Consider the following 16,582-nt stretch of genomic DNA (forward strand, 5'->3'; position numbering starts at 1 on the left):
ATTGGCCGAAGCCGCGTGGGTTTGATCTTGTGTATGAGGAGGTAAATTGACTGCTATGTTGGAGGGATCTTGCCAGAGAATTACGCGCGTAAAGTAAGGTAAATAAGTGAGCGGTTGTATGTCAGCTTAAGCGGTCTCAAGTGTCAGTGAGCGGTTTTGATTCGGCATAACAGATTGAAAATATGTGATTTTAGTCACATATTTTCAGGTCTGTTGTTCACACGCAGGGAGGAGATACCTGTGTTTGAGTGGCAATGAGGTAGATATAGTAGGCGGTAATGCCGATAACCACGAAATAAAACATACGCCTCTCTATTTTGTCGACCGCGTTTTTACCCATGTGACTAAGGAAGTCAAACGTGCCCCATATCACAATCAACATTAGAGAAAATTTTACGCCGACACCCGCCATGCAAAACTCACCGTAGAACAAAGTTGCCAGTGTAAGGCCGAACAGAGCGCCAAAAGTGGCCGCGGTAATAGATTTTCCAAGTTTATTGAGTGTAAAAGAAAAAATTTTGTAGAAGCATGCAGCCACTTTCTTTTGCGGATCGAATGTTCCACATAACTTGAGTAAAACGACGGTGAATAACGCATCAGTGATTAACAGTAACATGATACTTTTGGGCGCGATACTTTCCATTAAAATGCCCGCAATCTCCGGGATAAATAGCTTCGGCACGACAGGGGTAAATAACCCTAAAATGAATCCCAGCATCATGAAGGCAAACGAATGGGAGAGTAAGTCGAGAAATTTCTTTTTCACAGAAGGACTTCCTTGTTTTAGCGATGGGAGACAAGACTATCATTGGTAGTCGAAGTGCGTATGAATGAAAAGCCCTCTGAAAAGGTAGGGGAAGGCGTTGATGCTATTGTTCGTTACTTGAACTATTGGGTGTTGCTGCTTTTTTCTGCGGGATATGTCGCCGGAACATCTGCTTTTCTAACGAATTCCATAAAGTTTTCCCTTTCCAGGCCGAAAATTCTGACATCTGTCTAGCGGAAAGAGAAAACATGTTAAAACGAATGAAGATTGTTACCAGCTTACTGCTGGTATTGGCGCTATTTGGCCTTTTACAGCTCGCCTCAGGCGGCTTGTTTTTTAACTCACTGAAGAATGACAAAGAGAACTTTACCGTTCTGCAAACCATTCGCCAGCAGCAATCTGCGCTGAACGCTACCTGGGTTGAACTGCTGCAAACGCGTAATACCCTGAACCGGGCGGGTATTCGCTACATGATGGATCAGAGCAACATCGGCAGCGGCGCGACCGTTGCAGAACTGATGCAGGTGGCGAGTAATGCCCTGAAGCTGACCGAAAAAAACTGGGCGATTTACGAGTCGCTCCCGCGGGATCCGCGTCAAAGCGAAGCCGCGTTCCAGGAGATCAACCGCACCTATGACATCTATCACGGTGCGCTGGCGGAGCTGATCCAGTTACTGGGTGAAGGCAAGATCAACGCGTTTTTCGATCAACCGACGCAGAGCTATCAGGACGGTTTTGAGAAGCAGTACATGAGTTACATGCAGCAGAACGATCGCCTGTATGACATCGCGGTTGAGGACAATAACGCTTCCTATAGCCAGGCAATGTGGGTGCTGGCATGTGTACTGATTACCGTGCTGGCCGCTATCGTTGCGGTTTGGTTTGGTATCAAACTGACGCTGATCTCTCCGATGAACCGCCTGATTGAAAGCATTCGTCATATCGCCAGTGGTGATTTGGTGAAGCGTATTGAGGTGGAAGGATCCAACGAGATTGGACAGCTGGCGGAAAGTCTGCGCCACATGCAGGGTGAACTGATGAACACCGTGGGTGACGTGCGTAACGGTGCCAACGCGATTTACAGCGGCGCCAGCGAGATTGCGATGGGCAACAACGATCTCTCCTCGCGTACCGAGCAGCAGGCGGCTTCTCTGGAAGAAACGGCGGCCAGCATGGAACAGCTGACGGCGACCGTGAAGCAGAACGCCGAAAACGCGCGTCAGGCCAGCCATCTGGCGCTGAGCGCTTCGGAAACCGCGCAGAAAGGCGGTAAAGTGGTTGATAACGTGGTGCAAACCATGCGCGACATCGCTTCCAGTTCGCAGAAAATCGCCGATATTATCAGCGTTATCGACGGGATTGCCTTCCAGACCAACATTCTGGCGCTCAACGCCGCAGTAGAAGCCGCGCGTGCGGGCGAGCAGGGGCGTGGTTTTGCGGTGGTTGCGGGTGAGGTTCGTAACCTGGCCCAGCGAAGTGCGCAGGCCGCGCGCGAGATCAAGAGCCTGATTGAAGACTCGGTCAGCCGTGTGGATGTGGGGTCAACGCTGGTGGAAAGCGCCGGTGAAACCATGGATGAGATCGTTAATGCGGTAACCCGCGTGACCGATATCATGGGTGAAATTGCCTCCGCCTCTGATGAGCAGAGCCGCGGCATCGACCAGGTGGGTCTGGCCGTTGCAGAGATGGATCGCGTGACGCAGCAGAACGCCTCGCTGGTGGAAGAATCCGCCGCTGCCGCCGCGGCACTGGAAGAGCAGGCCAGCCGTCTGACCCAGGCCGTTGCCGTGTTCCGTATTCAGCATGACCAACAGCGCGCGCGCGACGTTGCCGCCGCAAAACCGGTTTCAACGGTCCAGCCGCGTAAAGCTGCGGTAACCGATGCCGGGGATAACTGGGAAACGTTCTAAGCCTGTGATGCCGGATGGCGCTGTCGCTTATCCGGCCTACGGGGACAAGTTACCCAGGGCCGATAAGGCGTAGCCGCCATCGGGCAATTAACGCAGCATCAGGCGCATGGCGCAGCGTCGTTCGTACGTCTGCCCGTGCGCCACCTCTTCAGCCCTTTTTTCGCGCAATTCCGGAGAAAGCGTCTCGTCAGCCAGCATTTCAAAACCCAGCCGCGCATACAATGGCGCATTCCACGGCACATCGCGGAAGGTGGTCAGCGTCAGTGACGTATAACCTTTCTCGCGAGCCTGTTCGGCAACATAGCCAATCAATCTGCGGCCAATTCCTTTTCCCTGCCACTCCAGATGCAGCGACAGTTCAGCAATAAACAGCGATGACCCCAGCGTTTCGGCTACCAAAAAACCGACCGGACGCTCATCGACCTGCGCCAGCCAGCTCATGCCTGCGGCGGCAAATGCCCGATGCTGAGCAGCAGATATAATCTGGTCGTCAGCAATCCACGCCAGGTCGGGGAGGAGTAAAAAACGTTGCCCCGCAGATCGTTCGATGGCGGGAAGAGCGGCAGTTTCTGCCAGAGTAGTCGCGCGCAAGATGATGTTCATACGGAGAGCATAACATGCCCGATAAGCACGGTGTTATCGGGCATCTGGAGGATTAATCTTTACGCGGATCGCTAATGGGCTGGCGCACCAGGATGATGTAGGCGAGGGCACCTGCCATCGTGACGCAACCGCAGATAATCAGCGCCAGGCGGAAAGAGTTGGTGGTATCCACAATAAAGCCGGTAACGATCGGCGCGAAGGACGCGCAGATAAAACTGGCAAAGTTCTGGATACTGCCTACGGAGGCGGTCATACGTGAGGCGACGGCGACGTGGATCAAGCCCCAGCAGGAGGTTCCGGCGAAGTGGATACAGAACAGCGCCATACCGATCAGTAACACCGCGGCCATTGATGTTGTCGCCTGCGGTACCACGAAGGTGAAGGCTGCAGAGCAGAACATCCCGGCGATAATACAAATCTTACGGCTCTTAATCGGTGCCATACCGCCTTTCACCAGCCAGTCGGTGACAAAACCGTTAATCAGCATGCCAGCTGCGCCGAACAGGAAGGGAATGGCCGCCATTAAGCCAGTGCTTTTTAAATCCAGGTTGTAGGAGGTCTGCAGGTAGCCCGGTAGCCAGGCCAGGTATAACCATGCGGTGTAGTTGATGCCGCTGAAGCCCAGCATCATGCCCCACATGGTACGGTTGCGGAACAGGCTACGCCATTCGGCAAAGCTCAACGGATCGCGGCGGGCATTGACGCTGCCGGCGTTCAGGTAAGCCTGTTCAGTGGCACTCAGCGCAATCTGCTCACGGTTGCGATACAACATGTACCAGCCGATGGCGAGGAAAATGCCCAGCACGCCGATGGTGATAAACATCCAGCGCCAGCCCATAACCAGCATCATTGCAGCCAGAATCGGTGGACTAATGGCGACGCCGATGGTGGAGGCGGCGTTAAATAAACCCATTGGGCGACCGCGCTCTTTGATGTTAAACCAGTCGTTGATGACCTTTACGCCGCACGGGTTCATGGGCGCTTCGCCGATCCCCATGCCAATACGCACCAGCACAAACTGTGTGAAGCTGTGTACCATCCCGGACAGCGCCTGAAACAGCGACCAGAAGAACATCCCGAGTCCTAACATAATGCGCGGACCCTTGCGATCCAGCAGCGGGCCGCAGGGCAGTTGTGCAATACCGTAAGCGAGAGAGAAGACCGACAGCAGGACGCCGATTTGCGTGGCGCTCAGCCCCAGTTCTTCCCGAATCGTTAAGTTGGCGACCGATAATGAACTACGGTCGAGGTAATTAATCACCGCAGCAAAAAATAATAAAATCATTGCTGTGGTCTGAATGCGTTTTATTCGGCTACTGCGTTGTACCATGCCCTCAGGCGGAACATTAATATCCGCTGATGACGACGTGTCAAACGAAGAACTCGGGTCGAGGGTAATATTATTTTTTTCCACGCCGGACTCCTGAACCTCAATAATTTATTTTTACACAGCAGTGGGCTGTGCAGTATTGAAAAAATACCAGTGATGAATCAATTTACTCATCACCGCTCACAAAAGTTTTTAATGCAGTCGACTTAGCGTGAGCATAGGCAAGAGGTATTTTTCAGGGGTTTATATTTTTATAAAATCGTGCTCCCGGTAATGGTTTGCTGTTTTTTATCGGTACTTAATGCGCGGCAGCGCTACTTTGATTGATAGAGCGAATCATCGATTGTTTGGCTGTATTCAAATGGTTACACAGCGCCAGAGTGGCATCCAGATCGCTGCGGCAAATTAGCGCGCTGAGGATGGTCATATGCTCATCGATGGCAATGATGTTGCGCTGTTTAAGATCGCTTTCATCCCATTGATAGTGGAAGTGGAAAATCACGGAGATGATTTCAAGTGATTGATTAAAAAATATATTATCAGCAGCGGAGAGCAGTAAAGCATGAAACTCACGGTCTAACTGCGAGAACATACGAAAGCTGCTGCCGATGCTGTCGCGCAGGATGCGATGGCGCTCCAACAGCGTTTTTGCCTGCAGCCAGCGCGGGTCATCATCGGGCAGATTGAGGAAATGCTGCAAAGAATGGGTTTCCAGCATTTCTCTGAGTTCAAACAACTGTTCCGCATAGGCCTGATCGAACTGCTTCATGCTCCACTGACCGCGTTTTTCGTTTTTAATCAGGTTGTAACGTTCGAATTTTAAAAGATATTCCCGTACAACTACCGGACTAACGCCTGCGGCTCTGGCAAGCTGCAGTTCGGAGAAACTCTCGCCTGCGCGCAGTTGGCGCTGGTTGATCATGGTGAAAAAAGCCTGCTCGAAGATCCGGTTTTGCTCGGTCATGGAGGCGGTGGTGCAGGCAAAACCGTCGTCATGGTCAGGTTTACGCACGATGACATAGTGGCTGCCGACCTGCGTTAGTACGCCGCATTCGCCTAAGTGGCTCAGCATATGGCGCACGGTGGTGCGGCTGATGTTGTACATCTCCGCCAGCGCGCTTTGCGACGGAAGTGGGGAAGGGATATGACCCCGCGCCATATCATCGATTATTTGGTTAATCACATTGTGGCGTAAGTTCTGTGAACGGCTCATGGCGTCTCCTTTTTGGCTATTAAAACCCGATTTAAAACATTTTTATGCGCTGAGATTCACAGATTACGTTTCCGCTTTCTCCGGTTTTTTTATTTTCGTTGATATCTGAGGCAACAAAAAACAGGAGAGCAGAATCATGTCTACGATGAATACGTTGATTTGCCAGGAACCTAAAAAATTAGTCTGGAAAGAGCGTGAAATACCTATTCCTGGTGAGGGCGAGGCATTAATAAAAATTAAGTCGGTGGGTATTTGTGGCACCGATATTCATGCCTGGGGCGGCAATCAGCCTTTTTTCAGCTATCCACGTGTATTAGGCCATGAAATATGTGGGGAAATTGTCGGGTTGGGCAAAAATATACAAAATCTGAAAAATGGCCAGCAGGTGGCGGTTATTCCTTACGTGGCCTGTCAGCAGTGTCCGGCGTGCCTGAGCGGGCGCACCAACTGTTGTGAGAATATTTCAGTGATTGGCGTGCACCAGGATGGCGGCTTCAGCGAATACTTGTCCGTGCCGGTGACCAACCTGCTGGATGCGCAGGGCATTGACCCGCAGGCTGCGGCGTTGATTGAGCCTTATGCCATCAGCGCACATGCGGTACGTCGGGCGGCGGTAGCGCTGGGTGAGCAGGTGCTGGTGGTCGGTGCCGGTCCGATTGGTCTGGGCGCGGCGGCGATTGCCAAAGCCGATGGCGCACAGGTGGTGGTGGCGGATACCAGCCCCGCGCGCCGGGAGCATGTGCTTTCCCGACTGGATCTTCCGGTTATCGATCCCTCCGCTGAAGATTTTGAGGCGCAATTGCGCGCTCAGTTTGGCGGCTCGTTGGCGCAAAAGGTCATTGATGCCACGGGGAATCAGCATGCGATGAACAACACAGTGAATTTGATTCGCCATGGCGGCAGCATCGTTTTCGTTGGGCTGTTCAAAGGCGATTTACAGTTCTCCGATCCTGAGTTCCATAAAAAAGAAACCACCATGATGGGCAGTCGCAACGCGACCCCGGAAGATTTCGCCAAGGTGGGGCGCCTGATGTCGGCAGGCAAACTGACCGCCGACATGATGCTCACGCACCGTTACGCGTTTGCCCAGCTTGCAGAGATCTACGAGCGGGACGTGATTAACAACCGGGAACTGATTAAAGGCGTGATCACGTTCTGAGAGGATAAGAGTGATGAAAACATTGAATCGACGTGATTTTCCGGGGGCCAGCTACCCAACGCGCGTGATCCAGTTTGGTGAAGGTAATTTTCTGCGGGCGTTTGTTGACTGGCAACTGGATATCCTTAATGAGAAAACGGATCTCAATGCTGGCGTGACCATTGTTCGCCCGATTAATACCGATTTTCCGCCGTCGCTGAACGCTCAGGATGGGCTATATACCACACTTATTCGTGGGTTGAACGAGCAGGGCGAGGCGGTAAGCGAGGCGCGGCTGATTCGTTCGGTGAATAACGAAATCAACCCGTACAAGGATTTCGCGGCGTATCTGGCGCTGGCGCACAATGCAGATATCCGTTTTGTGTTTTCGAACACCACTGAAGCCGGGATTAGCTATCACGCGGGGGACAGTGTGGATGATGCCCCGCCGGTGAGTTTTCCGGCCAAACTGACGCGACTGCTGCTGGAGCGCTTTAACCATTTTGCGGGGGCGGTGGATAAGGGCTGGGTGATTATCCCCTGCGAACTGATCGACTATAACGGTGAGTCGCTCAAAACGCTGGTGCTGCGGTATGCGCAGGAGTGGCACCTTCCTCCGGCGTTTGCCGACTGGGTGGAAACGGCGAACACCTTCTGTTCCACGCTGGTCGACCGCATTGTTACTGGCTACCCGCGTGAAGAAGCCGCCGCGCTGGAAGCTACGCTTGGCTATCACGATGCGTTTCTCGATACCGCGGAACACTTTTATCTGTTCGTGATCCAGGGACCGGCATGGTTGGCCGAAGAGTTAAAACTGGCGCAATGCCCGCTGAATATCCGAGTGGTGAGCGATATCAAGCCGTACAAGGAACGTAAGGTCGCGATTCTGAACGGCGCGCATACGGCGCTGGTGCCGGTTGCCTGGCTGTGCGGGCTGGAGACCGTTGGCGAAGCGATGCAGGATGCTGATGTCCGCCATTATGTTGAGCGAGCGATTGGTGAAGAAATCATTCCGGTATTGGATCTCAACGCCGATGAACTGCGTGAGTTTGCCGGGGCGGTGAGCGGACGTTTTCAGAACCCCTACATTCGCCACCAGTTGCTTTCCATCGCGCTTAACGGCATGACCAAATTCCGCACCCGTATATTGCCGCAGTTGCTGGCAGGTCAGCAAAATGGACGCTGGCCTGTGCGTTTAACCTCTGCTCTGGCCGCGCTGTTGGCGTTTTATCGCGGCGAACGGGCCGGGGAAAGCTATCCATTGCAGGACGACGAGCAGTGGATAAATCTGTATGCCAGCCTGTGGCCGCGAGTCGGCAATGACCTGACGCTGCGTGAATTGGTGGATACCGTGCTCGGCGATGCCGCGCACTGGGGGGAAGATCTGACGTTGCTGCCAGGCCTTGCAGAGCAGGTGACAGCCAACCTGGAAATGATTCTGGTGCAGGGAATGCGTCAGGCGGTGAACAGTCTGGAATAAGGTTGCCATGCAGCGCCCGGAGTTGTGTTGGGCGCTGTTTTTTTTACCCCTGAGCTGCCACCACTTTGATTTCAACCATCCCGATCCCCAGCTTACGCGGCGAGTGGCCGAGAATATTGCCCTCGTTGGTAGCGACCGGATCGGGTGGGATAATCACCAGCGTATCGGCATCCGCCGGATTATCAAAATGTAAGGTAGTGGTGCTGATATCATGGCTTAGCACCAGCGTCTGTTCCTCATTGCCAACGCGTACGGGGATTGGGCGATTGGCGTTATTGCCATAGGCTTTGGCGGTGATGACCAGATCGAATTTTTTCGGCAATGGCGCTTTGTATTCGATTTTTACCTCTTCACTGAGCTGCGCATTGGACCAGCGTCCCCATGATTCAGGGCGTGAAATACCGCTAAATTGTTTCACCTCTTCCGGCGCGCCCGCCACGTTAAAGACGAAGCTGTCTGCCTTGTAGCGAATATCGTTATCGACAATTTTCAGCGTATCGACGTTGCCTTTGTAGCGCTCCATGTCGATCACCGTGTCTTTAAAGACGGTTTTGCTTTTCCATTTGGCTTTGTCAACGTGCTGCACGATTTGTTGCCCGCCCAGTTGCCCCTGCGAGACGCACCAGTCGGTGGAAAGCGCCAACTCCGGTGCCCACAGCTGCGCCATTTTGTAGCAGCGATCGACCCAGACAAAGTTATCGCGCGGCGCGAAATCTGCCAACTGGAAGCGCAGCGGGGCCGAATATTCGCTTTCTGGTAGCGGCTCGACGCGTTTATCCGATACGCGCAGCAGCAGCGGCAGGCGGAAATGGCTGCCGGAGAAAGCGATCATATTTTTGTCCTGGTCGACGGTGAACTCTTTCATCTCTTTGGGGAAATTCCACAGGCGGATGATGTCGGGTTTCCACGCCAGCATTTTTTCTTTGATGTTGAGGAACACTTCCGACACGGATTCGCCCGACAAACTGCTGCGGCCAAGGCCGATAAAGTTATCACCGCCCAGGATATCCAGCACCGTTGCGCCGTTATCCATCGTGTTACGTTTCACCGCCAGCGTATCCTGTTGCGGCTGGTCGCCGCGCAGCACGAAGAACAGGTTGTTGCGATCCTGCTTGTTCAGATACTTCCATGCGGTGTTGTTCATCGCCAGATGATCGGAAGAAACCACGATCACGGTATCTTTAAACCACGGGGATGCTTTGATTTTATTGATAAATTCAGCGATGTTTTCCTGGCTGCAGCTCACCGCGCTGAAGGACTGATTGGCCTTACCGTCGATGTCATAACGTTTGCGGTTACAGCTACGTGAGATAAATCCATCCGGATGATGGGTATCCACGGTTAGGGTAAACAGCGAAAAACGTTGTCCTGAACGCGATAGCTCTTCAAATTTTTTCCAGGCTTCGTCCAGCACGGTGTCATCGTAAAAACCCCAGTCGTTACGATATGCGGGATCCGCCACCACACTTTTTAACTCTTCTGCGCCGTACAGATGATCAAACCCGTGAGATTTCAGGAACACATCCTTCCCGGCAAAGCGCAGGTTGGCCCCCTGCACAAAGTAGTTTTGGTAGCCGGAGTTTTTCAGGATGTCGCCGAGACAGATATTGTTGGGGAAAAAGCTGGAAACCGATGCCGAGGCATTGCCTTCAAATGGCGCAAACAGCGGGATGCCACATTGTGAAGCGACCATACCAGCGATGGTGTAATCCGTCCCCGGTAGCTGCATGGTGTTGCTGAAATCCATGCCTTCGTTTTTCAACGCGCCGAGTTCCGGGGTCAGATCCGGGAACGCATAGTTGTTAAAGTAGGTGCGTTCGAGGCTTTCGCCGTAGATATAAACCAGGTTCAGCTTCGGATGAGGGATGGTTTTCGACGGCTCTTTATAATAGGTCAGGAAATCCGGATCGCCATCGCGTGACTGAGATTTCACCAGTTCAGTTATCTGGTGAAACGCCGGGCTGGCGTCAACGGAGGCCAGCGCCAGCAGCAGGGCCAGCAGGCTGTAACCCACGTGATGCGGGTGATGGCGACGGCGGCGAAGGATCCAGCTGAGGGCGACGAAGACGGTCGTCAGCGCCAGCGCAATTCCGACGCCAGGCAGAATATATTTCCCGATACCCGCGCCGGTCAGGCTGTTGGTCAGAGTGTAAAGCACTGCGTCGTTGATTCCGTCGCCGGTGAAATAGTCACTGGCATACAGTGTGATATTCAAGACGATAAAAATCCCCAGCACCGTTAACGTGGCGGCAAACCACCAGGTATTGCGACCCGCTTTCCAGGCGTAAATCAGCACTGAAGCGAGAAACAGAGTGATGGAGATTAATTCTGACACGGTCGATCCTCAGTAAACCGGGCACATGCCTGGCAGGCTAATCATTTGGTGAGAGAACAATGTAATAGCGTTGTTATATTGCTGCAATTGTAGTGACATTAAATTACGTTGTTATTCAGAATTGGTTTAGATATGCGCGTTTTTTTGCGGGTAATTACGGCTTTCGTGATGGCGGTATGTATCGGCAGGAATGGGGGATGCCGCGCAGGGGACGCGCGGCATTTAATGCCTCAGGAAATGAAGTTCATGCCCTGTTTTAACACCAGATCGCAGGCCTTGGTTTTTACCTGCTTCGCCAGCGAGCTATTACCAATCGTATTCAGGTCCAGCTGTTGGCCATCTTTGGCATTGAGCAGGCCCTGAATGCCGTCCATGTAGTTGGTATCTTGTTTCTGCTCTGGAGCACTGAGGCCGAGTTTATCCAGCACCTGGTTTTTGACGTTTTGCGTGTCGGTAACCGAGGCCAGTTTCTGTTTGGCGCAATATTCCAGGATCCCGGCGGCGTTATTCATGCTGCTTGAGGTCAGTGACTGATTGCTGCCATTCAGCAGGCTGGTCAGGGAAGAGAGCGACGAGCTGCCCTGCGAGCCGGAGCTTTGTTTACTCAGTTCGCTGGCCGCGCTGGAGAGCGAATCCTGCCAGGAGGCAGCAAAAACGCTGGTGGAGATGAGCGTGCTGGCGGCAAGCGCACAGCACAGCAGACGTTTGGTTGTTTTCATCATTATATGCAACTCGTGTTATGCCTTTTCAGCGCAGTATAGCGCTGGCAGCTTTAGGAGTGGTCCTAATACGTTTAATACTCTTTGCCTGTTACCCGGCTACGGTAGCTGTCCCAGTTAAAAATCACCCACAGGCTGTTGCCAAGGCGCATACGGTCCATCACGCGCTCTCCCAGCAGTTTGTTCATTTCATCCATATTGCTGTTGGTTAACATGCCGGTTGGGCGTTTTGAGGACGATCGGCGATCGACGATCTGATTGATGATCACTTTTTCATAGCGCGATTCGGTCTGCATGCCGATCTCATCGATCACCAGCAGATCCACATTGCTAAGATCGTTGAGCAACTGTTCTTCGCTGGTTTCACGGTTACTAAAGGTTTCTTTCATCGCCGACATGATATCAGCCACGGTGATGATCAGTACCGACTTACCGCGGAGCAGCAGTTCATTGCAGATCGCTGCCGCCAGATGATTTTTGCCGGTGCCGGGTTTGCCCGAGAAAATAAAGCTGGCGATGTTGCCGTCAAACTCATCAACGTACTGGCGGGCTTTGCTCAGGGCGTTCATCTGACCTTCGCATTCCACCCGATAGTTATCGAATGAACAGTTTTGGTGCAGCGGACGGATACCGGAGCGGTTAAATGTGCGCTGCATTTTCATGGCCCGGTTTTCGCGGGCCAGCGCTGCGGCACGAATTTCACCTTGCTCTTTTTGCCATGCCAGTAGCTCTTCGCCCGTTTTAAAGGCAGGCTCGACATTGGGCGGCATCATTTTTTGCAGACGTTTCATCAGATCGCCAACGTTTTTCATCGTTATCCTCTAAAACCTGGTGGAATATGGCTGTCAGGTTCGCTGACACTGTTCACATCGCGCTTTGGCATTCCGCCATTGCTGGCCCGGCCAATCTGGATGCTACGCGCCAGTTTTTGCTGCCACTGAATATGGTGAAAGACTTTGCCTTCGGCCTGCCAGTAGGCGACGAATGAGGCCAGTTCCTCGGCGGTGACCGGTTCTCTTAACGCCACGCCCCACAGAGCGGCCTGGCGCTGAAAGTCGGCATCGGGCTGCCAGTCAGCGTACATCGCAAATTTCCCCATTGGCACGGCAACGGGCGCAGCTTGCGGCTCTTCATAAAATTGCGCATCCAATGTCACATCACTTCCTGGACGTGACAGCTTCTCTTCAAGCTCCAACAACTGAGCCAGTCGCGCAGGCGTCAGCGCGTAAAAGGCTGGCGCATTGTTGGCGAATACCGCTACGGCGCCACCCGCAGACTTTGCCAGTACCGCGTGATGATCGTGTAGTAAGGCGTCAATGCTGATGACGTCCGGCGTCAAAATTTTGCAGGGCATAATGTTTCTCAAAACTGAACAACAACTGAGAAGGGACTGCTTTTATAGTAACACAGAGAACCAGGAGAGCAGCAGATGAGGGGGAGATTCCCCCTCTGCGATGTGCTTAGAAATTACCGCGCTAGACGCGCGGGCGTTTGCGATACAGCCATAAGCCCGGTACGGATAAGCCGATAGAGAGCGCACCGACAATTGATGAGGCTTTCAGGAAATTGGTTAACAGGGTGATCATCAGCGCTTCGCTATAGCCGAAATGGCCGATTTTTACCGCGGAGATCATGGCGGTGTAGGCGGAGATCCCAGGAAACATGGGAATCACAGCCGCGACGGTGAAGACCTTAGGATGCGCCAGATACCAGCGCGACCACTGGATCCCAATGCAGCCAATCAGCAGCGACGCCATAAAGGTTGACCATTCAATATTAAATCCTGCGCTCATCATCACCATTCGTGAACCATGGCCCAGCGCACCGAGTAACGCACACCAGGGAAGCGCGCGATGCGGGACGTTAAATACCATGGCAAAGCCCAGTGCCGGAATCGCCGACAGGATCATGTCCTGTATTAGCGCCAGAATGAAATCGATCACGCCCATCCGCGTAGCCCCCATAAGGTCATCGACATAACCACCCCAATGCAGGTCGCCAACGTTAGCAGGCTGGCAATGGCCCAGCGAGCCAGCCCGGTATTAATGTGCCCCTTAAACATATCCGCGACAGAGTTGATCAATGGAAAACCTGGAACCAGCAGCAGCACGCTGGCCGCCATGGCGATGGTTGGGGTGTGATTAAAGGTCGGCAGCGTCAGCAACAGGCCGGATATCGTGGTTGCCACAAAGGCGGTGATACAAAAGTTGATTTGCGGGTGCAAATGCCGGGATGCCAGGACCTGGCGGATATACATTGCTACCATGCTGGCGAAAAAGGTGATCACTGCGCCATCCCATCCGCCGTTATTGAGTTTACAAAAGCAGGCGCAGGACAAACCAACCATGAATGCGACCAGCCATCTTGGATAGCGTAGCGGCTTAATCTGGCTAAAGCGCTTCTCAACGCCTTTTATATCCAGCAGCTTGTGTTCCGCTAAAATAACGATGTGCTGCACTTCCGTCACGACGTGCATGTTAATGCCGCGATCATGATTTTTTCGGGTCGACGTCAGGCATTGCCCATCTTTAATGGTGGTCAGGACAATCGCGTTGGAGGAGATGGCGCTTTCTACGCTATCCATGCCAAGCGCCAGGCCGAGGCGAGTGGATAGCTCGTCAACCAGCGCGCTTTCCGCACCATGCTGGAGTAAAAAAAGCCCACATTGTATACATAACCGTGTAACCGTTCGCTGTGACGACTGCTCTGTTTGCATGGCTCGCTCTGACTGAAAAGGATCTCATTGAAGGGTGAATGCTTTCTTTTTATCATGAAGCACGAGCCCGTTGGCTCTGGCAAGATCAATCTTTGCGTTGAAAAAAGACGCAGGTCGCAGCTGCTTACATGCCTTACCTGCTTATCAATAAAGATAGCGCTACATGAAAAGATCGTGTTATTTATAAGGATGGCAAATACGTAAGCAATGCTAATGTTCTATTGTAGTTCTTTTAATTGTACATAGAATGTATTTGTGCGTAATTTTGTAATAACGGTTCAATAGTTTGACGCTATTGGGATTATAGCGCCATTACTTTAATATTTTAATAAAATCCAAGGATAAACAATTCACCTCGTCTATTGTTTAGGTTTTTCTGTTAATTAATATATTTAATTTATCAGGAAGCTTTTAATAAGTGCGAATACGGACTGGTGAATGTGGAGGGGATATGTTGCCAGGACGCTGCAAAAACGCAATTATTATTAGTAAATTACCGATCGTACAAACTGGGCTTAAAGGTGTAATGCAAGGACAGTTCGCTGATTGCGAATTAACTTACTGTCGTTCCGTTGAAGAACTGACATTGTTGCAGTTGCGGTGCGCTGATTTGGTGATTGCTGATTTACCCGCAGACTGTAATCATCCTCGCTCAGTCTGCGAACAATATTATTCTTTATTATCTCAATACCGTGATATTCATTGGGTATTTCTTGTATCTCGTATTTTTTACCCTCTCGCCATCGAACTGCTGATGTGCCCGATCAGTTCGCTGTTATCTGATGCAGAGCCGATTGAAAGTTTAGTGAATGTAATTCATGCGGGAAATACCCGAGCAGAGAGAATTAGCAAGTCGCTGCTCTCTCCGCCCGTAATGCCAGAGTTGGCTGACCATAGCGTCCGCTCAATTGTACTTACCCTCTCGGAGAGGAAAGTGCTGAGACTCCTGGGAAAAGGCTGGGGAATTAACCAGATTGCGTCGTTGCTTAAGAAAAGTAATAAAACAATCAGCGCCCAAAAGAACAGCGCCATGCGTCGCTTATCAATACACAGCAATGCAGAAATGTACGCATGGATAAACAGTTCTCAAGGATCGCGAGAACTGAATTTACCTTCAGTATATGGAGAGACCACGGAATGGAAAGCAGAAGCATTAAAAGAAACGTCGCACTTATAGAAAAATGTGCGATGAGTAGCGTGGGTATTGAGAGTTTATTTAATACCATGCCGGGTGACCAATACGCACTTCATCTCTTTTCGAATCAGCTTGCCTTTAGTCAGGCGATGTTAAAAATGTCATTTTCGGCAGTTATTTTTTCTCTTTCTGCTATCAGGACCGATCGCAGAGCAGGGCTCGCCTATCTGACGGAACTGGCGATAAATTTCCCTCGCATCAGGCGTATAGTTATTGCCGATGACGATGCTGAGGCGCGTTTAATTGGCTCTCTGTCACCATTGCCATTGGATGGGGTTGTTAGCAAAGCGTCTTCGTTAACTGTGTTGCAGGACGCGTTATTTACAGCATTGAATTGCCCTACCCAGGTAACCGAAAGCGCGAAAAACCATTGGTTTATCAATCAAAGCCGTGTGCTTAGCCCTACAGAACGAGAAATTCTGCGTTTTATGTCGAATGGCTATTCGATGCCGCAGATTGCCGTTCAGCTTGAGCGGAATATTAAAACCATTCGGGCGCATAAATTTAACGTAATGTCCAAGCTGGGCGTGAGCTCAGATGTTGGGTTACTGGATGCCGCCGATATCCTGCTGTATCTGCGCGCAGGTGAATCGACACCTTTTCTACAAGCGGCGTCGTAACGATCAACGTAGACCTATTTTGTGTCGGTTTCAGTCACCGGGCTGGGGCGTGAAACATCACTGACACACATCAACCCAGGTGGCTGAAGTTAGCTCAGCCATCCTTTCCGGTGTGATGCGAACCGCGCTGTGAATGGCTCCTGCCGCAGGCAACACTTCAGCATAGTGCTTCAGAGAAACATCGCAATAAACCGAGATCGGTGTTTCCAGCCCGAAAGGACAAACGCCGCCAACGGGATGACCCGTCGCGTTCACTACCTCATCACTACTCAGCATACGGGCTTTGGCACCGAACGTGCTCTTTAGCTTTTTATTATCCAGCCGGGCATCGCCTTTGGCGACAACCAGGATGATGTCGTTCTTCACCTTTAGCGAAAGTGTTTTCGCGATCTGACCGGGTTCGACATTATGGGCTTTAGCTGCCAGTTCGACGGTTGCCGTGCTCTGGTCTAATTCGATGATCTCAATATCTGGGGCATGCTGCGCCAAAAATTGGCGTACTGATTGCAAACTCATTCTTCTCTCCATGGTGCCTACAGGCAGCTCCGCACAGCAGA

At 51.9% G+C, this 16,582-nt stretch carries 16 protein-coding genes; 5 read left to right on the forward strand and 11 right to left on the reverse strand.

What is annotated here, in order from left to right; translation table 11 throughout:
• Positions 1 to 217: 217 nt before the first annotated feature.
• Positions 218 to 766, reverse strand: coding sequence for a hypothetical protein (locus FDX14_RS24540; RefSeq protein ID WP_137350423.1), 549 nt, complete (start codon positions 764 to 766; stop codon positions 218 to 220).
• A gap of 248 nt (positions 767 to 1,014) precedes the next feature.
• Between FDX14_RS24540 and tsr the strand changes: the two genes are divergently transcribed.
• On the forward strand, positions 1,015 to 2,676 hold the full coding sequence (tsr, locus tag FDX14_RS24545) for a methyl-accepting chemotaxis protein (protein ID WP_042312566.1): 1,662 nt from the start codon (positions 1,015 to 1,017) through the stop codon (positions 2,674 to 2,676).
• A gap of 87 nt (positions 2,677 to 2,763) precedes the next feature.
• Here tsr and FDX14_RS24550 read toward each other — a convergent pair whose 3' ends face one another.
• From FDX14_RS24550 to FDX14_RS24560, 3 genes are all read right to left on the reverse strand, one after another.
• The gene (locus tag FDX14_RS24550; RefSeq protein ID WP_137350424.1) at positions 2,764 to 3,279 is read right to left on the reverse strand and encodes a GNAT family N-acetyltransferase; all 516 of its coding nucleotides are present in this window, start codon (positions 3,277 to 3,279) and stop codon (positions 2,764 to 2,766) included.
• A 52-nt stretch (positions 3,280 to 3,331) separates the two neighbouring features.
• Entirely contained in the window at positions 3,332 to 4,693 is a 1,362-nt protein-coding gene (locus FDX14_RS24555; RefSeq protein ID WP_137350425.1) for an MFS transporter, read from the reverse strand.
• A gap of 214 nt (positions 4,694 to 4,907) precedes the next feature.
• A complete protein-coding gene (locus FDX14_RS24560; RefSeq protein WP_042312558.1) occupies positions 4,908 to 5,822 on the reverse strand; it encodes a GntR family transcriptional regulator in 915 nt (304 codons plus the stop codon).
• Between the two features lie 136 nt (positions 5,823 to 5,958).
• Between FDX14_RS24560 and FDX14_RS24565 the strand changes: the two genes are divergently transcribed.
• Positions 5,959 to 6,981, forward strand: a complete 1,023-nt coding sequence (locus FDX14_RS24565; RefSeq protein WP_137350426.1) for a zinc-binding alcohol dehydrogenase family protein — start codon at positions 5,959 to 5,961, stop codon at positions 6,979 to 6,981.
• A gap of 13 nt (positions 6,982 to 6,994) precedes the next feature.
• Positions 6,995 to 8,440: a tagaturonate reductase gene (locus tag FDX14_RS24570; RefSeq protein ID WP_137350427.1), complete on the forward strand. Its 1,446-nt coding sequence runs from the start codon at positions 6,995 to 6,997 to the stop codon at positions 8,438 to 8,440.
• A gap of 43 nt (positions 8,441 to 8,483) precedes the next feature.
• Here the strand turns inward: FDX14_RS24570 and opgB are convergent, their stop codons facing one another.
• The 6 genes from opgB to FDX14_RS24600 all read right to left on the reverse strand — a co-directional run bounded on the left by opgB (position 8,484) and on the right by FDX14_RS24600 (position 14,210).
• Positions 8,484 to 10,775, reverse strand: a complete 2,292-nt coding sequence (gene opgB / locus FDX14_RS24575) for a phosphatidylglycerol--membrane-oligosaccharide glycerophosphotransferase (RefSeq protein WP_137350428.1) — start codon at positions 10,773 to 10,775, stop codon at positions 8,484 to 8,486.
• 230 nt (positions 10,776 to 11,005) lie between these two features.
• Positions 11,006 to 11,497 carry a YjjA family protein gene (locus tag FDX14_RS24580; protein ID WP_042312547.1) on the reverse strand — a complete coding sequence of 164 codons (492 nt, stop codon included), beginning with the start codon at positions 11,495 to 11,497 and terminating at the stop codon, positions 11,006 to 11,008.
• 71 nt (positions 11,498 to 11,568) lie between these two features.
• Entirely contained in the window at positions 11,569 to 12,306 is a 738-nt protein-coding gene (gene dnaC / locus FDX14_RS24585) for a replicative helicase loader DnaC (protein WP_038636979.1), read from the reverse strand.
• Positions 12,307 to 12,308: 2 nt separating this feature from the next.
• Positions 12,309 to 12,848 (reverse strand): primosomal protein DnaT, encoded by a 540-nt coding sequence (gene dnaT, locus FDX14_RS24590; RefSeq protein WP_079225556.1) that lies wholly within the window; start codon positions 12,846 to 12,848, stop codon positions 12,309 to 12,311.
• 121 nt (positions 12,849 to 12,969) lie between these two features.
• On the reverse strand, positions 12,970 to 13,443 hold the full coding sequence (locus tag FDX14_RS24595) for a threonine/serine exporter (protein ID WP_038636981.1): 474 nt from the start codon (positions 13,441 to 13,443) through the stop codon (positions 12,970 to 12,972).
• Entirely contained in the window at positions 13,434 to 14,210 is a 777-nt protein-coding gene (locus FDX14_RS24600; RefSeq protein ID WP_079225555.1) for a threonine/serine exporter family protein, read from the reverse strand. Before FDX14_RS24600 ends, FDX14_RS24595 begins: the two co-directional genes overlap by 10 nt.
• A gap of 451 nt (positions 14,211 to 14,661) precedes the next feature.
• Here FDX14_RS24600 and FDX14_RS24605 point away from each other — a divergent pair, with 451 nt between their 5' ends.
• Both FDX14_RS24605 and bglJ read left to right on the forward strand, forming a co-directional pair.
• Positions 14,662 to 15,387 carry a response regulator transcription factor gene (locus FDX14_RS24605; protein ID WP_042312542.1) on the forward strand — a complete coding sequence of 242 codons (726 nt, stop codon included), beginning with the start codon at positions 14,662 to 14,664 and terminating at the stop codon, positions 15,385 to 15,387.
• Positions 15,348 to 16,025 (forward strand): DNA-binding transcriptional activator BglJ, encoded by a 678-nt coding sequence (gene bglJ, locus FDX14_RS24610; protein WP_042312540.1) that lies wholly within the window; start codon positions 15,348 to 15,350, stop codon positions 16,023 to 16,025. Before FDX14_RS24605 ends, bglJ begins: the two co-directional genes overlap by 40 nt.
• Positions 16,026 to 16,082: 57 nt before the next feature.
• On the opposite strand, the gene FDX14_RS24615 is transcribed toward bglJ, so the two are convergent.
• A complete protein-coding gene (locus FDX14_RS24615) occupies positions 16,083 to 16,541 on the reverse strand; it encodes a YbaK/EbsC family protein (protein ID WP_038636987.1) in 459 nt (152 codons plus the stop codon).
• Positions 16,542 to 16,582: the final 41 nt, after the last annotated feature.

This window comes from Citrobacter sp. wls710 (genome assembly GCF_005281115.1).
GTDB classification, from domain to species: Bacteria; Pseudomonadota; Gammaproteobacteria; order Enterobacterales; family Enterobacteriaceae; genus Citrobacter; species Citrobacter werkmanii.